This is a genomic window from Mesorhizobium sp. M0060 (assembly GCF_040323155.1).
Classification (GTDB): Bacteria; Pseudomonadota; Alphaproteobacteria; order Rhizobiales; family Rhizobiaceae; genus Mesorhizobium.
Genome location: NZ_JAMYUP010000010.1, coordinates 122,326 through 136,595 on the forward strand (window position 1 = coordinate 122,326; position 14,270 = coordinate 136,595).

At 63.2% G+C, this 14,270-nt stretch carries 17 protein-coding genes; 8 read left to right on the plus strand and 9 right to left on the minus strand.

The features are described from left to right. Positions 1 to 229 precede the first annotated feature (229 nt). Together hutH and hutI are read right to left on the minus strand one after the other, a co-directional pair. A complete protein-coding gene (gene hutH / locus NKJ94_RS12735; protein ID WP_352525390.1) occupies positions 230 to 1,765 on the minus strand; it encodes a histidine ammonia-lyase in 1,536 nt (511 codons plus the stop codon). Further along, complete coding sequence (gene hutI / locus NKJ94_RS12740) at positions 1,762 to 2,997, minus strand: imidazolonepropionase (protein WP_352525474.1); 1,236 nt, start codon at positions 2,995 to 2,997, stop codon at positions 1,762 to 1,764. Before hutI ends, hutH begins: the two co-directional genes overlap by 4 nt. Before the next feature lie 98 nt (positions 2,998 to 3,095). Here hutI and NKJ94_RS12745 point away from each other — a divergent pair, with 98 nt between their 5' ends. Both NKJ94_RS12745 and hutC read left to right on the plus strand, forming a co-directional pair. Further along, positions 3,096 to 4,451, plus strand: a complete 1,356-nt coding sequence (locus tag NKJ94_RS12745) for a formimidoylglutamate deiminase (protein ID WP_352525391.1) — start codon at positions 3,096 to 3,098, stop codon at positions 4,449 to 4,451. Positions 4,452 to 4,481: 30 nt separating this feature from the next. Continuing rightward, complete coding sequence (hutC, locus tag NKJ94_RS12750; protein ID WP_352525393.1) at positions 4,482 to 5,222, plus strand: histidine utilization transcriptional repressor HutC; 741 nt, start codon at positions 4,482 to 4,484, stop codon at positions 5,220 to 5,222. 168 nt (positions 5,223 to 5,390) lie between these two features. On the opposite strand, the gene NKJ94_RS12755 is transcribed toward hutC, so the two are convergent. Beyond that, on the minus strand, positions 5,391 to 5,735 hold the full coding sequence (locus NKJ94_RS12755; RefSeq protein ID WP_095496140.1) for a RidA family protein: 345 nt from the start codon (positions 5,733 to 5,735) through the stop codon (positions 5,391 to 5,393). Positions 5,736 to 5,965: 230 nt separating this feature from the next. Between NKJ94_RS12755 and aztA the strand changes: the two genes are divergently transcribed. The 4 genes from aztA to NKJ94_RS12775 all read left to right on the plus strand — a co-directional run bounded on the left by aztA (position 5,966) and on the right by NKJ94_RS12775 (position 9,093). Beyond that, positions 5,966 to 6,793: a zinc ABC transporter ATP-binding protein AztA gene (aztA, locus tag NKJ94_RS12760; protein ID WP_352525395.1), complete on the plus strand. Its 828-nt coding sequence runs from the start codon at positions 5,966 to 5,968 to the stop codon at positions 6,791 to 6,793. Continuing rightward, positions 6,793 to 7,668: a zinc ABC transporter permease AztB gene (aztB, locus tag NKJ94_RS12765; protein ID WP_352525475.1), complete on the plus strand. Its 876-nt coding sequence runs from the start codon at positions 6,793 to 6,795 to the stop codon at positions 7,666 to 7,668. The genes aztA and aztB overlap by 1 nt, the downstream gene beginning before the upstream one ends. Before the next feature lie 22 nt (positions 7,669 to 7,690). Then, positions 7,691 to 8,632 (plus strand): zinc ABC transporter substrate-binding protein AztC, encoded by a 942-nt coding sequence (gene aztC, locus NKJ94_RS12770; RefSeq protein WP_352525396.1) that lies wholly within the window; start codon positions 7,691 to 7,693, stop codon positions 8,630 to 8,632. A 122-nt stretch (positions 8,633 to 8,754) separates the two neighbouring features. After that, positions 8,755 to 9,093, plus strand: a complete 339-nt coding sequence (locus tag NKJ94_RS12775) for a protein tyrosine phosphatase family protein (RefSeq protein ID WP_352525398.1) — start codon at positions 8,755 to 8,757, stop codon at positions 9,091 to 9,093. Positions 9,094 to 9,128: 35 nt separating this feature from the next. Here the strand turns inward: NKJ94_RS12775 and NKJ94_RS12780 are convergent, their stop codons facing one another. Further along, the gene (locus NKJ94_RS12780) at positions 9,129 to 9,455 is read right to left on the minus strand and encodes a hypothetical protein (protein ID WP_352525399.1); all 327 of its coding nucleotides are present in this window, start codon (positions 9,453 to 9,455) and stop codon (positions 9,129 to 9,131) included. Between the two features lie 9 nt (positions 9,456 to 9,464). Beyond that, positions 9,465 to 9,932: an Lrp/AsnC family transcriptional regulator gene (locus NKJ94_RS12785; protein ID WP_352525401.1), complete on the minus strand. Its 468-nt coding sequence runs from the start codon at positions 9,930 to 9,932 to the stop codon at positions 9,465 to 9,467. Positions 9,933 to 10,073: 141 nt separating this feature from the next. Here NKJ94_RS12785 and hppD point away from each other — a divergent pair, with 141 nt between their 5' ends. Both hppD and NKJ94_RS12795 read left to right on the plus strand, forming a co-directional pair. Then, positions 10,074 to 11,186, plus strand: a complete 1,113-nt coding sequence (gene hppD, locus NKJ94_RS12790) for a 4-hydroxyphenylpyruvate dioxygenase (RefSeq protein ID WP_352525402.1) — start codon at positions 10,074 to 10,076, stop codon at positions 11,184 to 11,186. A 50-nt stretch (positions 11,187 to 11,236) separates the two neighbouring features. Next, the gene (locus NKJ94_RS12795) at positions 11,237 to 11,461 is read left to right on the plus strand and encodes a type II toxin-antitoxin system Phd/YefM family antitoxin (protein ID WP_352525403.1); all 225 of its coding nucleotides are present in this window, start codon (positions 11,237 to 11,239) and stop codon (positions 11,459 to 11,461) included. A 23-nt stretch (positions 11,462 to 11,484) separates the two neighbouring features. On the opposite strand, the gene NKJ94_RS12800 is transcribed toward NKJ94_RS12795, so the two are convergent. Genes NKJ94_RS12800 through NKJ94_RS12815 form a run of 4 tightly spaced genes read right to left on the minus strand, consistent with a single transcriptional unit; the run spans position 11,485 to position 14,262 of the window. Next, a complete protein-coding gene (locus NKJ94_RS12800) occupies positions 11,485 to 12,045 on the minus strand; it encodes a DinB family protein (protein WP_352525404.1) in 561 nt (186 codons plus the stop codon). Next, the gene (locus NKJ94_RS12805) at positions 12,033 to 12,347 is read right to left on the minus strand and encodes a hypothetical protein (protein WP_352525405.1); all 315 of its coding nucleotides are present in this window, start codon (positions 12,345 to 12,347) and stop codon (positions 12,033 to 12,035) included. Before NKJ94_RS12805 ends, NKJ94_RS12800 begins: the two co-directional genes overlap by 13 nt. Positions 12,348 to 12,364: 17 nt before the next feature. Then, complete coding sequence (locus NKJ94_RS12810) at positions 12,365 to 13,378, minus strand: fumarylacetoacetate hydrolase family protein (RefSeq protein WP_352525407.1); 1,014 nt, start codon at positions 13,376 to 13,378, stop codon at positions 12,365 to 12,367. Then, complete coding sequence (locus NKJ94_RS12815; protein ID WP_352525409.1) at positions 13,375 to 14,262, minus strand: MBL fold metallo-hydrolase; 888 nt, start codon at positions 14,260 to 14,262, stop codon at positions 13,375 to 13,377. Before NKJ94_RS12815 ends, NKJ94_RS12810 begins: the two co-directional genes overlap by 4 nt. Positions 14,263 to 14,270: the final 8 nt, after the last annotated feature.

The following is a 14,270-nucleotide window of genomic DNA, read 5'->3' on the forward strand; positions in this document are numbered from 1 at the left end:
CGGATAAGGCGAGCCGATAAAGGGAATTCGCATCTTTTTGCCGGTTGCGACGAATTTTGTTCTTGCTTTGTGCCGGCAGCTATGCTACTAATTTCAGTATGGTGCTGATTCACACCAACGACCCGCCCCCGAGGCGGGTTTTTTGTTTCCGGCTTTGAAAGTTCCGGTGTTGCCGAGCTGAGATCGGCGGGACAGCGCCCCATCGTGGCGTAACGCAGCGATAACAGTCTCATGACGTAATCCCCGGCAGCTTCACCGCGCTTGCCGCTTCCACTGCCGCGCCGCTGCGCACCATGGCGATGGCCTTCTCCATGTCTGGGTGGAAATGGCGGTCATTGTCGAGATGCGGCACCTCTGTCCTGACCAGCCGGCGCACCGCCTCCAATGCCGCACTTGATGCCAGCGGTGCTTGGAAATCGCAGCCTTGCGCCGCGGCCAGCAATTCGATGCCGATGACGGCCGTCGCATTCTCGACCATGCCGATGAGCCGGCGCGCGCCATGCGCCGCCATCGAGACATGGTCTTCCTGGTTGGCCGAGGTCGGGATCGAATCGACGCTGGCCGGATAGGCCTTCTGCTTGTTTTCCGAGACGAGCGCTGCCGCCGTGACTTGCGGGATCATGAAGCCTGAATTCAGCCCCGGCTTCGGTGTCAGAAAGGCCGGCATGCCCGACAGCGCCGGGTCGACCAGCATGGCAATGCGCCGCTCCGACAGCGAGCCGATCTCGCAGACGGCGAGCGCGATCATGTCGGCAGCGAAGGCCACCGGCTCGGCGTGGAAATTGCCGCCCGAAAGCGCAGTGTCGTCCTCGGCAAAGATCAGCGGATTGTCGGTGACGCCGTTGGCCTCGGTGCCGAGCGTGTCGGCGGCCTGACGCAGCACGCTGAGCGCGGCGCCCATCACCTGCGGCTGGCAGCGCAGGCAGTATGGATCCTGCACGCGCTCGTCGCCGACGCGGTGCGATTCACGGATGGCGCTGCCGGCCATCAAATTGCGCAACGCCTCGGCCGTCTCGATCTGGCCGGGATGTTTCCTGAGCAGATGGATGCGTGGATCGAAAGGCGCGTCGGAGCCCTTGGCGGCATCGGTCGACAGCGCCCCGGCGACCAGCGCCGACTGATAGAGCACTTCCGCTTCGAACAATGCAGCCAGCGCATAGGCGGTCGAAAACTGCGTGCCGTTGAGCAGCGCCAGGCCTTCCTTGGCGCCCAATGTCACCGGCTCCAGGCCGTGCGAGACAAAGGCGACCTTGGCCGGGAAGCGGCCATGCGGGGTAAAGCATTCGCCGACGCCGATCATCACCGCGGTCATGTGCGACAGGGGCGCGAGGTCGCCGGATGCACCGACCGAGCCTTGCGCCGGCACCACGGGAATGACGTCGTTGGCCAGCATTGCCTCGAGCAGTTCGATGGTCCGCGGCCGCACGCCGGAGGCGCCCTGCGCCAGGCTGGCCAGCTTCAGCGCCATCATCAGCCGGCAAATTGCCACCGGCATCGGCTGGCCCACGCCGGCGGCATGAGACAGCACGATATTTCGCTGCAACGTCTCCAGGTCGGCGGCCGGAATGCGGACACTGGCCAGCTTGCCGAAACCGGTATTGATGCCATAGACCGGCTCACCCTTGGCAACGATCCTGGCGACGGCCTCGGCACTGGCCTTGATCTTTGGGCGGCAGGCATCGTCGAGCTTCGGCACGGCGCCGCGATAGATGGCGCGCCAGTCGGCCAGCGTCGCATCGCCTGGCGTTAGCTTAAGTTCGGTCATTGTCCCCTCCAGATGCGGGCATGCAGCGGATTGAAGCCCATGCGGTAGACGAGCTCGGCCGGGCGCTCGATGTCCCAGATCGCCAGATCGGCGGATTTTCCGGCCTCCAGCGTGCCGGCCTGCCCAAGCAAGCCGAGCGCGCGGGCGGCTTCGCGAGTGACGCCGGCAAGGCATTCATCGACCGTCAGGCCGAACAAAGTTGCCGCCATATTCATGGTCAGCAGCAGCGAGGTCAGCGGCGAAGTGCCCGGATTGTTGTCGGTGGCGACCGCCATCCTGACGCCATGCTGGCGAAACAGGGCGATCGGCGGCTTCTTGGTCTCGCGGATGAAATAATAGGCGCCGGGCAGGATCGTCGCCACGGTTCCAGCCCTTGCCATCGCTGCAGCACCGGCTTCATCGGTATATTCGAGATGGTCGGCCGACAGGGCGCCATAGCGCGCCGCAAGTTCCGCGCCTTGGAGATTGGACAGCTGGTCTGCATGAAGCTTTACCGGCAGGCCCGCCGCCTTTGCCGCATCGAACACGCGTGCGATCTGCTCCGGCCAAAAAGCGATGCCTTCGCAAAAGCCGTCGACGGCATCGGCCAGACCCTCGGCAGCGACGGCCGGCAAAATCTCCTTTGCAACAAGGTCGATAAAGGCGTCCTTGTCACCCTTTGCTTCGGGCGGCAGCGCATGAGCGCCGAGGAAACTCGTCGTGACCGTCACCGGCCGCTCACTGCCCAGCCGTCGCGCGGCGCGCAGCGATTTCCTCTCGTTTTCGAGATCGAGGCCGTAGCCCGACTTTATTTCTATGGTGGTGACGCCTTCGGCGATCAGCGCATCGAGGCGCGGCAGCGACTGCGCGACCAGTTCGGCCTCGCTCGCCGCACGCAGCGCCGTGACCGAGGAAACGATGCCGCCGCCGGCCTTGGCGACCTCCTCATAGGTGGCGCCGGCCAGCCGCATCTCGAATTCGTTGGCGCGGTTGCCGGCGTGGATGAGATGGGTGTGGCAGTCGATCAGGCCAGGCGTGATCCAGCGGCCTTCGCAGTCGATCAGCTCGGCGTTCTCGCGGAGCGCTGCCGGCATGTCGGCTTCCGACCCGGCATAGACGATCCGGCCATCGCGCGCGGCGATTGCACCGTGCTCGACAATGCCAAGTCCGGCGCTGTTTTCGACCATGGTCGCGAGGCGCGCATTGCGCCAGAGGCGAACCTCCCCTGCCCGGCCTTTGCTCTCTCCAGCCATCATCTTTTCCGTTTCAATCGGCGGTGATTATGTATATACATATCAAAAGGCACTGCAAGCGCTATCATCGCATGGCAGACCGGGATTTGGAGAAAAACGTGACGGCGATCTTTGCGGAACAGTCGCTTTTGCCTGACGGCTGGCACAGCCATGTGCGCATCGTTGTCACCAACGGTCGTATCGCAACGGTCGAGGCCAACACCTTGCCTCTGCCTGGCGACGAACGCCATGCCATCCTGCTGCCCGGCATGCCGAACCTGCACAGCCATGCCTTCCAGCGCGGCATGGCAGGCCTTGCCGAATTGCGCGGCCCTTCCGCCGACAGTTTCTGGAGCTGGCGCGAGGTGATGTACCGCTTTGCACTGTCGATGACCCCGGACCAGGTCGAGGCGGTTGCAGCCCAACTCTATGTCGAGATGCTGGAGGCAGGGTTCTCGCGGGTCGGCGAGTTTCACTATCTGCACCATGACCGTGACGGCCAGCCCTATGCCGACATCGCCGAGATGGCGGAGCGCATCGTTGCTGCAGCTTCCGATACCGGCATCGGGCTGACGCTGCTGCCGGTGTTCTATGCGCATTCCTCTTTCGGCGGCGCTGTCCCGAATGAAGGGCAGCGGCGGTTCATCAACGATGTGAACCAGTTCTCGCGGCTTGTTGAGAAAAGCCGCGAATCCGTTCGCAGCTTGACGCAGGCCGTCGTCGGCGTCGCCCCGCACAGCTTGCGGGCCGTGACACCGGAGGAACTCGCCGCGGTCACAATGACTGCGCCGGATGGGCCGATCCACATCCATGTCGCCGAGCAGATGAAGGAGGTCGAGGACTGCCTTGCCTGGTCCGGCGCGCGGCCGGTCGAATGGCTGCTTGCCAATGCCGAGGTCGACCGGCGCTGGTGCCTGATCCACGCCACCCACATGACCGAAGCCGAGACGGTCCAAATGGCGAAAAGCGGCGCCGTTGCCGGCCTCTGCCCGATCACCGAAGCCAATCTCGGCGACGGCACCTTTGCCGCGCCGCTGTTTACGCAGCATGGCGGCCGCTTCGGCATCGGCTCGGATTCCAACGTGCTGATCGGCCTGCCCGACGAGTTGCGCCAGCTCGAATATTCGCAGCGCCTCGCCCACCGCGCCCGCAATGTCATGGCGGTTGCCGGCGGCTCGACCGGCCGCGCTTTGTTCGATGCGGCGCTCGACGGTGGCAGTGCTGCGCTGGGCGCCGGCGCTTCGCGGATCGCCGCTGGTGGCTCAGCCGATTTCGTCTCGCTCGACCACAACCATCCATCGCTGGCTGGTAAGGCAGGTGATGCAATCCTTGACGCCTGGATTTTTGCCAACGGCACCAAAGTCGATTGCGTCTGGGTGCATGGCAGGAAACTGGTCAGCGACGGCATCCATGCAAAGCGCGATGCCATTGCCGGGCGCTTCCGCAAGGTCATGACTGAACTTTCGGCCGGATGAGCCGGACCTCATTCAACGGGCAAGTGGCGCATGGGCATGATCGAGACAGTGGATAGCGGCGAGGCGCTCTCGCTACACCAGCGCATTCTGTCGGACATCAGCGAGCGGATCCTGTCCGGCGCCTGGGCGCCCGGCCACCGCATCCCGTTCGAGCATCAACTGACGGCCGAGTACAGCTGTTCGCGCATGACGGTGAACAAGGCGCTGTCGCAGCTGGCCAAGGCCGGGCTGATCGAGCGCCGCCGCCGCTCCGGCAGTTTTGTCCGCCGGCCGCAATCGCAGGCGGCCGTTCTCGAGATCCACGACATCCGGATCGAGGTCGAGGCGCTTGGCCTGCCATACCGTTATGAGCGCATGGCGCGAAACAGAAGGCGCAGCAGCGCCGACGATCGCGCGCTGCTGGAACTCGACGTCGCCGGGCCGGTGCTGGCGCTGGAATGCCGGCATTTCGCCGGCAAGCGGCCGTTCGCCCACGAGCAGCGGCTGATCAACCTGGCTGCCGTGAGCGAAGCTTCCAATGAAGAATTTGTCGACACCGCGCCCGGTCCGTGGCTGATCGGCCGCGTGCCGTGGAGTGCCGCCGAGCATCGCATCCGCGCGGTTGCCGCCGAAAAGCACATTGCCGCGGCACTCGACATCGGGACGGGCGCGCCGTGCCTGGTGATCGAGCGGCGGACATGGAGCGCCGAGCACCCCGTCACCCATGTCCGTTTCACCTACGCGGCCGAAAGCCACACACTGGTGGCACGGTTCACGCCGTCAAGGGGGTAACCCTCCCCCTCGAGGGGAGGGTCGCGGAGCAAATTGCCGCATGGCGGCATTTTGTGACGCGGGGTGGGGTCGGTGCAACCTCGCCGACCCCACCCCGTCTCGCAGTCTCCGCTTCGCTCCGACTACTCGCCGACCCTCCCCTCGAGGGGGAGGGTTAGGAGCCGCCTCTCAAATTGCCGCGGTGACGATGATCTCGACCAGATATTCCGGTCCGGCAAGCTTGGCCTCGCCGGTGGCGCGAGCCGGCGTGTGGCCCTGCGGCACCCATTTGTCCCATTCCGCATTCATCTCGGCAAAGGTGCTCATGTCGGCCAGCCAGATGATCGCCTGCAGGATCTTGGTCTTGTCGGTGCCGGCCTTGGCCAGCAATTCGTCGATCGCCGCCAGGATGTCCCTGGTCTGGGCGCCGACGTTTCCGCCCGGCTCGCCGACCTGACCGGCCAGATAGACGGTGTTGCCGTGGATGACGATCTGGCTCATGCGCGGGCCTACATCGATGCGACGAATGCTCATTGGATATTCCTTCTCTTGTCCGGCCTTCTCTTGTCGGCTGCGCCTGTTTAGGGTCCGGGTTCGCCGGGGGCAAGGCCGCTCGAGCGGAACTTCTTGAGCCAAGCCAAAGCACACAAGACGACGGCCCGGTCGCAATTCCGCCCGATTGGCTTGTTGACTAATGTAATAACATCACATATCGAATCGGCCGCTGCCCCGCCGCACCGATCATCGTTCCAACGGGTCGTCACATGAGCCAAACCTGCCTGACCTTCCGCGACCTGACGCTCGGCTATAACAGCCACCCGGCCATCCATCACCTCGACGGCACGATCCGCAAGGGATCGCTGACGGCGATAGTCGGCGCCAACGGCTCCGGCAAGTCGACCCTGATGAAGGGCATCGTTGGCGTTCTGAAGCCGATGGCCGGCGCGGTGATCCGGGCGCCCGGCGTGCGCGCCGCCTATCTGCCGCAGCAATCCGAGCTCGACCGTTCCTTTCCGGCCCGGGTCGTCGATCTGGTTTCGCTTGGGCTGTGGCCACGGCGCGGGCTGCTCGGCCGCTACACCAGGGAAGATCGCGATTCGGTCAGCAAGGCGCTGATGGCCGTCGGCCTCGGCGGCTTCGAGAAGCGCCCGATCGACACCTTGTCGGGCGGCCAGCTGCAGCGCACGCTGTTTGCCCGCGTGCTGTTGCAGGATGCCGAGCTCATCCTGCTCGATGAGCCGTTCAACGCCGTCGACTCGAAGACGGTCGGCGACCTGATCGCGCTGATCAAGCGCTGGCATGGCGAGGAACGCACCATCATGGTCGTCGTCCACGATCTCGACCTGGTGCGGCAGAATTTCCCCGAAACACTGCTTCTGGCACGCCAGCCGATCGCCTGGGGCGAGACCAAGGAGACGTTGCGGCCAGAGAATTTGTTGCGCGCGCGCCGCTTCCACGAAGCCTGGGAAGACAACGCGCCGTGGTGTGAGCCTGGCGAACACGATCTTGGGCACAGTGGGCACGAGCACAGTGGCCACGAACATCCCCATGACCACGACCATCATCACGGCTCCGGGCCGAGGGCGGCATGATGGACGTGCTTTACGGTCTGTTCGTCGCCCCTTTCGCCGACTACGCCTTCATGCAGCGGGCGCTCGCCGGCTCACTGATGCTGTCGCTCGGCGCCTGCCCGGTCGGCGTGTTCCTGATGCTGCGGCGCATGAGCCTTTCCGGCGACGCCATGGCCCATGCCATCCTGCCGGGCGCCGCCGCCGGCTTCCTGTTCTATGGCCTGGAGATCCTGCCGATGACCGTCGGCGGACTGATCGCCGGCATCATCGTGGCGCTCGGCGCCGGCGCCGTCTCGCGCTTCACGATCCAGCGCGAGGACGCCTCGATGGCGGCCTTCTATCTGATTTCGCTGGCCATCGGCGTGCTGATGGTGTCGATCCGCGGCTCCAGCGTCGATCTCATGCACGTGCTGTTCGGCACCGTGCTGGCGCTCAACAACGAGGCGCTGACGCTGATCGGCGGCATCGTCGTGGTGACGCTGGTCAGCCTCGCCATCTTCTGGCGGGCGCTGGTCGCCGAATGCCTCGACCCGCTGTTCCTGCGCTCGGTCAGCCGGCTGGGCAGCCCGGTGCATTTCATTTTTCTCGGCCTCGTCGTGCTCAACCTCGTCGGCGGCTTCCAGGCGCTCGGCACATTGCTGTCGGTCGGGCTGATGATGCTGCCTGCGGCGGCGGCCCGTTTCTGGACCATGCGCGTCGAACCGATGTGCGTGCTGGCGGTGCTGATCGGCTTTGCCTCATGCGTAGCCGGGCTGTTGTTGTCCTACCATGCATCGCTGCCCTCCGGCCCGGCCATTATCCTGTCCGCCGGCGTCGTCTATTTCGCCTCGATCCTGTTCGGCACGCGCGGCATCCTGCGCGCCCGCATCGTCCATCACCGCCACAGAACCGCCTGATCCCAACAAAGGAGACCTGTCCATGCTGAAATCGATCCGCGCCGCTTTGGCCGTGAGCGTTATAACATTAACCGCCTTTAGCGCATCGTCGGCCTTCGCAGAGCCGTTGAAAGTGGTCGCCAGCTTCACGATCATCGCCGATTTCGCCAAAAACGTCGGCGGCGACCGGATCGATTTGACCACCATCGTCGGGCCGGACGGCGACGCCCATGTCTACGAGCCGAGCCCAGCCGATGCGGTGGCGATGGCCAAGGCCGACATCGTGCTGGTCAACGGCCTGCATTTCGAAGGTTTTCTGCAGCGCCTGGTCGACGCCAGCGCCACCAAGGCGACTGTCGCCGTGCTGACCAAGGGGGTCACGCCGATCAATTTCAAACCCGAATTCGCCGAGGCCGACGCCGCCGAAGGCGCGGATGCCGGTGGCGGCAAGACGGTCACCGATCCGCACGCCTTCCAGTCGATCGCCAATGCGAAAATCTATGTGAAGAACATCGCCGATGCCTTTTGCACGGCCGACGCTGCGGGTTGCGACAGCTACAAGGCCAATGCAGCCGCCTATACGCAAAAGCTCGATGCGCTCGAGGGCGAAGTGCAGGCCGCAATCCAGTCGATTCCGCAAGAGAAGCGCGTCGTCATCACCTCGCATGATGCCTTCGGCTATTTCGAGCAGGCCTACGGCTTGACCTTCCTGGCCCCGGAAGGAGTGTCGACTGAGTCGGAGCCCTCGGCCGCCGACGTCGCCAAGCTGGTCAGACAAGTAAAGCAGGACAAGGCGGCTGCGATCTTCGTCGAGAACATCACCAATCCACGGCTGATCGAGCAGATCGCCAGCGAGACCGGCATCAAGGTAGGCGGCACGCTCTATTCCGATGCGCTGTCGCGGCCCGACGGCCCGGCCTCGACCTATATCGACCTGATGCACAACAACATCGCCCAGATCAAAGGCGCGATCCTCGGAAGCTGAGCGGTCCAGTCACTCCATCCGGTCGGGCTGAAATAGCCCGGCCGGATTTCTATCTAATGGCGGTTGCCGACCGGGTCCGGGAGTGGCAAGACTGCCGCTAGCCAGATTGCGAGGACACAGCTATGGAATATCGTCAGATCAGCGAGGACTATTCGGTCTCCGGCCAGATCCAGCCCGAGGATGTCGCCACCATCAAGGCGGCAGGCTTCAAGAGCGTGATCTGCAACCGGCCGGACGACGAGCAGCCGGGCCAGCCATCGGCCGACACCGTCAAGGCGGCGGTCGAGGGCGCTGGGCTTGCTTTCCGCTACATCCCGGTCATCAGCGGCCAGATCACCGCAGAGAATGTCGAGGACCAGGCCGAAGCGCTCGACGAACTCGAAGGCCCGGTCTTCGCCTATTGCCGTTCCGGCGCCCGCTGCACAAATCTGTATGGACTGATCCAGCAGCAAAAGGGGTGACGTAAGTCCGGTCTTGGAATCCGTCAGCCGGCTGGCTAGCGACGTCGCCTTGCTATGAGTTCATGCAGGCCGAAGAAGGCTCCAAACAAAGCGGTGTATAGGGCGAGATCACCGAGCGGGATCGTGCTGACCAACAGCAGGATGAAGCCCGCGAGACACGTTGGAAAGCCGATGCCACACCACCAGCGCGACTTCGGATGAGTGAGTTCGACCCAGCCATAGGGCCACGAAGGCCAAGGATTAACCCGAAAGCTCAGGTCCAAGGCCTCCGGATTATGCGCGATGTGGATTAAGCTACCAATGGCGTAAGGAACCATCCCGCCTATAAAAATGATGAAACCAGCGATCTGAAAGGTGGTCATGGCTTGAACTCAAATCGGCAGCGCGCCGGTTTCCTTCAGCGTCTCCAGCACGATCGCGGTCTTTACGTGCTGCACCGATTCGTGCGGCAGGAGCACGCCGTTGACGAACTCCGACAATGATTTGAGATCGGGCGTCACCACTTTCAATATGTAGTCCATCTCGCCGGTCAGCGCGTGCGCTTCCTGCACCTGCGGCAGTCGCGCTACCAACTCGCCGAAACGCCGCGCATTGTCGCGGTTGTGGGTGGCGAGCGTCACCGAGATGACGTTGACGAGGGAAAAACCGAGCTTGTCGCGGTCGAGCACCGCCCGGTAACCCTTGATATAGCCGTCCTCCTCCAGCCGCTGGCGACGACGCGAGCACTGCGACGCGGACAGGTTCACCCGTTCCGACAGATCGTTGTTGGTCAGCCGCGCATCACCTTGCAGCAGAGCCATTATCTTGCGGTCAAACTGATCAATGCGCGCGTCATCCATAAATTTCCGCTCCACTATGCACAACTTGCGCATGATCAGATCATTTCAAGTGTTTGAATGCAAGCAATGTGCGCTCGCTCCGCGCTATAATTGGGCTCAGATATGGCCGACGCGGCCAATGCCAGATTTCGGAGCAATGCCATGGGTCCCTTCCCGCACGACGCACCGCCCGCCAAGATCAGCAAAGCCAATCCCGCCGGTACCGACGGCTTCGAGTTCGTCGAGTTCGCGCATGCCGAGCCGGAAAAGCTCGCCGAGCTTTTCACCCGCATGGGCTATGTGCGGGTGGCCAAGCACCGCAGCAAGAACATCACCGTCTGGCGGCAGGGCGACATCAACTATGTCGTCAATGCCGAACCCGGTTCGCATGCAATGAAATTCGTCGACAAGCACGGCCCTTGCGCGGCCTCGATGGCATGGCGGGTGGTCGATGCCAGGCACGCGTTCGACCATGCCGTTGCCAAGGGCGCGACCCCTTATGAAGGCGCCGACAAGACACTCGATGTGCCGGCGATCGTCGGTATCGGCGGTTCGCTGCTCTATTTCATCGAAACTTACGGCGAGAAGGGCTCGGCTTATGACGCCGAGTTTGACTGGCTCAGCAAGCGCGACCCCAGGCCGGAAGGCGTCGGGTTCTATTATCTCGACCACCTGACCCACAATGTCTATCGCGGCCAGATGGACAAATGGTGGGATTTCTACCGCGACCTGTTCGGCTTCAAGCAGATCCATTTCTTCGACATCGACGGCAAGATTACCGGGCTGGTCAGCCGCGCCATCACCTCGCCTTGCGGCAAGATCCGCATCCCGCTCAACGAGTCCAAGGACGAGACCAGCCAGATCGCCGAATATCTGAAGAAGTACAATGGCGAGGGCATCCAGCACATCGCCGTCGGCACCGACGACATCTACGGCGCCACCGACAGGCTGGCCGCCAACGGGCTGAAGTTCATGCCGGGCCCGCCCGAGACCTATTACGACATGTCCTTCGCCCGCGTGAATGGGCACGAAGAGCCGATCGAGCGCATGAAAAAGCACGGCATCCTGATCGACGGCGAGGGCGTGGTCGACGGCGGCACGACCAAGATCCTGCTGCAGATTTTTTCGAAAACCGTGATCGGGCCGATCTTCTTCGAATTCATCCAGAGGAAGGGCGACGAAGGTTTTGGCGAGGGCAATTTCCGCGCCTTGTTCGAATCGATCGAGCAGGACCAGATCAAGCGCGGCGTGCTGAAGGTGCAGGCGGCGGAGTAGGCCGCACCGGACTTCTTGCGATTCGGTCAGTAATAGCTGAGACTCTGGCCATGAGCATTCCGATCGCAGAGGCCAAGGCAAGACTGTCGGAACTCGTCAGCCGCGCGGAAGCCGGCGAAGAGATCGTGATTACCCGTCACGGCAAAGTCGCGGCTCGCCTCGTAGCGCCCGCGAAGCCCGACCGCTTGCCTCGCATCGGTGCTTTGAAGGGCAAAATCCGGATCGCAGACGATTTTGACGAACTGAGTCGCGAATGGGACGGATGTGCCAAGTGACGGTTTTGGGTAGCTGTCCGTTGCTACGATGTCGCGTTAGCCTGACTGCCCAAACATAGCCTTTCCACCTCCGCTTTCCTGAGTTTCAGATCATAATCGAGGAAGAATTCGTCGAGTTGCGGCGGCTTCACCGACGTGCCGGACAGCATGGCGTGCACCTGCCCGCGATGATGGATGTCGTGGATGAAGAGATGGGCGAGCAGGTCGCCAATGCGCTCCGGTATTTTTCCATCCTCGCGCCGGTCGGTGGCGACGCGGCGATCGAGATCGTCTGCCGACAGCCCGGCGCAAAAGGCGATCAGACGCCGGTCGGTCGCCACCCGCTTGCCAAAGAGCGCGTCCGCTTCGTCGAAGAGCATGAACTCATCATAGGCGGCGGCGCCGACGCCACCCTCTTCGAGAAAATCGAGATAGAGATGATCGACCGCCAGGATGTGATTGAGCGTTGCCTTGATCGACGGAAAGAAGCCGGTTCTTTCAGCCTCGAATTCACCGGGCTCAAGCTGCAGCACGGCGCGGTAGAGCCGGTCGTTCGACCAGAGATTGTTGGCTGCCATGCGGCGGAAATGGTTCAGCAGGTCCATGACTTCACGCCGCTGACCGGATCAAATACAAGCCCGCCCGCCCACATGAGCACGAATCCGGCGATGACGATCAGCAGAAGCCGGATCATGCGCCGCCGCATGCCTTGCGTTTCCTGGTCCCGTGCGACATTCGTGTTGGTGACGGCATGGAACATCATTGCCTTGCGTGGCAGGCCGCTGCGGTTGGTCACGTCGGGCGAGCGGGCCTCGATGCGGTAGCTCAGCCTGATTGCCTGAATGAAGACCGCCAGCATGGCAAGAGCCCAGACACCGCACAGCAGATAGAATGTCTGGCCTGTCATTTCCTCATCGCCTCCATTTAGCCCGCGTATTTCTCGACCTTCTGCTCGATGGCGCCGAAGATCGAATGCCCGCCCCTGTCCTTCATCTCGATACGCACGGTATCACCAAAGCGCAGGAACGGAGTTTTCGGTTCGCCGGCTTCGATGGTTTCGATCATACGCAACTCGGCGATGCAGGAATAGCCGGCGCCGCCCGCCGAGACAGGCTTGCCCGGCCCGCCGTCGAGCTTGTTGGAGATGGTGCCCGAACCGACGATGGTGCCGGCGGCCAGCGGCCGCGTCTTGGCGGCGTGGGCAATCAGCGCCGGAAAATCGAAGGTCATGTCGATGCCGGCGTTCGCGCGGCCAAACGGCTTGCCGTTGAGGTCGACCAGGAGCGGCAGGCTGACCTTGCCACCGTCCCACGCGTCGCCTAGTTCGTCCGGCGTCACTGCTACCGGCGAAAAGGCCGATGACGGTTTCGACTGGAAGAAGCCGAACCCCTTGGCAAGCTCAGGTCCGGTCAAGCCGCGCAGCGTCACGTCGTTGACCAGCATGACCAGCCGGATCGCCGCACGCGCCTCATCGAGGCTTGCGCCCATCGGCACATCGTCGACTATGACCGCGACCTCTCCTTCCATGTCAATGCCAGATGCCTCATCGGCCATCGGGATCGGGTCGCGCGGCGCGAGGAAGGCGTCCGAGCCGCCTTGGTAGATCAGCGGATCGGTCCAGAACCTTGCCGGCATCTCGGCGCCGCGCGCTTTCCGCACCAGCTCGACATGGTTCACATAGGCCGAGCCATCGGCCCATTGGTAGGCGCGCGGCAGCGGTGAATGGGCGTCATGCTCGTGAAAACGGGCCGACGGCACCGCATTGTTCTCCAGCGATTCGGCCATGGCAGCGAGATGCAGCGCGATTCGACGCCAGTCGTCGAGCGCGGCCTGCAGCGTCCGCACTAGGAACGAAGCATCGGTAAACCGCGTCAGGTCGCGCGAGACAACGACGAGCTTTCCGTCGCGCGTCCCGTCCTTCAATGTGGCAAGCTTCATGCGGTTTCCTCTCCTGGTGCAGCTTTGGCGCTGCTTAATCCCACAACAAGGCCGTCGCGGGCGATCGTCAAGTCGCCGACCCATGTTTTCCTGACGGCGGCAATCCAGTCGGCCTCGCCGATCTCGGGATCGTCGGCCGGAATGAGGTGGTTGAGGACCAGTCTTTTGACGCCTGCATCACTGGCGATGCGCCCCGCCTCCCCAGCAAAACTATGGCTGGCAAGCAGGTGTTCTCTCAGCCTTGCACCATTGCCGGTCTTCGCAACCAGCCGCTCGATGCCCTCTTCCAACATGGCCTCGTGGACCAGTATGTCGGCGCCTTCGGCGAAATCCGCCAATGGCGGAAAGAACGCCGTATCAGACGAGAAGACGATGCTTTGCCCCGCATGATCGAAGCGCAGCGCAAAGCAATCTGTCACCGGCGGGTGGTCGACGCGCAAGGCCGAAACCTTGAGGCCGCGCTCTTCGGTCACTCGGCCTCCGCCAAACTCGACGATCGAGACCAGGTCGCGGATATCCGGCCGGCCTTCGTCGGCGATGCGGATCTCGATGTCGAATTCCATCGCCTGACAAAAGCGCTGCCAATAGTAGCCGATGCCGGGCGGGCCGAACACGGTGACCTTTGTCCCCAGACCGGTCGTCCATGCGGTGTGGATCAACGGTCCGAGTTCCAGCACATGATCGGAATGCAAATGCGTGATGAAGATCAGGTCGAGCGCTTTCAGGCTGATGCCGGCGTCCGTCAGCCCGCGCGTCACGCCAAGTCCGCAATCGACGACGATGTTGCGGCCGCCGAATTCCAGCAGCGACGAATTCGGCCACGGCCCTCCCGGCCGCAGCGCCGGACCTCCCTTCGAGCCGAGAAGCACCAGACGATCCGTCATGCGACGGC

Excerpts from the sequence above, each read along its gene's own strand:
- NKJ94_RS12775 (WP_352525398.1), top strand. The coding sequence starts at position 8,755 with ATGGAATATCGTCAGATCAGCGAGGACTATTCGGTCTCCGGCCAGATC.
- NKJ94_RS12795 (WP_352525403.1), top strand. The coding sequence starts at position 11,237 with ATGAGCATTCCGATCGCAGAGGCCAAGGCAAGACTGTCGGAACTCGTC.
- hutH (WP_352525390.1), bottom strand. The coding sequence starts at position 1,765 with ATGACCGAACTTAAGCTAACGCCAGGCGATGCGACGCTGGCCGACTGG.
- hppD (WP_352525402.1), top strand. The coding sequence starts at position 10,074 with ATGGGTCCCTTCCCGCACGACGCACCGCCCGCCAAGATCAGCAAAGCC.
- NKJ94_RS12810 (WP_352525407.1), bottom strand. The coding sequence starts at position 13,378 with ATGAAGCTTGCCACATTGAAGGACGGGACGCGCGACGGAAAGCTCGTC.
- NKJ94_RS12800 (WP_352525404.1), bottom strand. The coding sequence starts at position 12,045 with ATGGACCTGCTGAACCATTTCCGCCGCATGGCAGCCAACAATCTCTGG.
- hutC (WP_352525393.1), top strand. The coding sequence starts at position 4,482 with ATGGGCATGATCGAGACAGTGGATAGCGGCGAGGCGCTCTCGCTACAC.
- NKJ94_RS12815 (WP_352525409.1), bottom strand. The coding sequence starts at position 14,262 with ATGACGGATCGTCTGGTGCTTCTCGGCTCGAAGGGAGGTCCGGCGCTG.
- hutI (WP_352525474.1), bottom strand. The coding sequence starts at position 2,997 with ATGGCTGGAGAGAGCAAAGGCCGGGCAGGGGAGGTTCGCCTCTGGCGC.
- NKJ94_RS12780 (WP_352525399.1), bottom strand. The coding sequence starts at position 9,455 with ATGACCACCTTTCAGATCGCTGGTTTCATCATTTTTATAGGCGGGATG.
- aztA (WP_352525395.1), top strand. The coding sequence starts at position 5,966 with ATGAGCCAAACCTGCCTGACCTTCCGCGACCTGACGCTCGGCTATAAC.
- NKJ94_RS12805 (WP_352525405.1), bottom strand. The coding sequence starts at position 12,347 with ATGACAGGCCAGACATTCTATCTGCTGTGCGGTGTCTGGGCTCTTGCC.
- NKJ94_RS12755 (WP_095496140.1), bottom strand. The coding sequence starts at position 5,735 with ATGAGCATTCGTCGCATCGATGTAGGCCCGCGCATGAGCCAGATCGTC.
- NKJ94_RS12785 (WP_352525401.1), bottom strand. The coding sequence starts at position 9,932 with ATGGATGACGCGCGCATTGATCAGTTTGACCGCAAGATAATGGCTCTG.
- aztB (WP_352525475.1), top strand. The coding sequence starts at position 6,793 with ATGGACGTGCTTTACGGTCTGTTCGTCGCCCCTTTCGCCGACTACGCC.
- aztC (WP_352525396.1), top strand. The coding sequence starts at position 7,691 with ATGCTGAAATCGATCCGCGCCGCTTTGGCCGTGAGCGTTATAACATTA.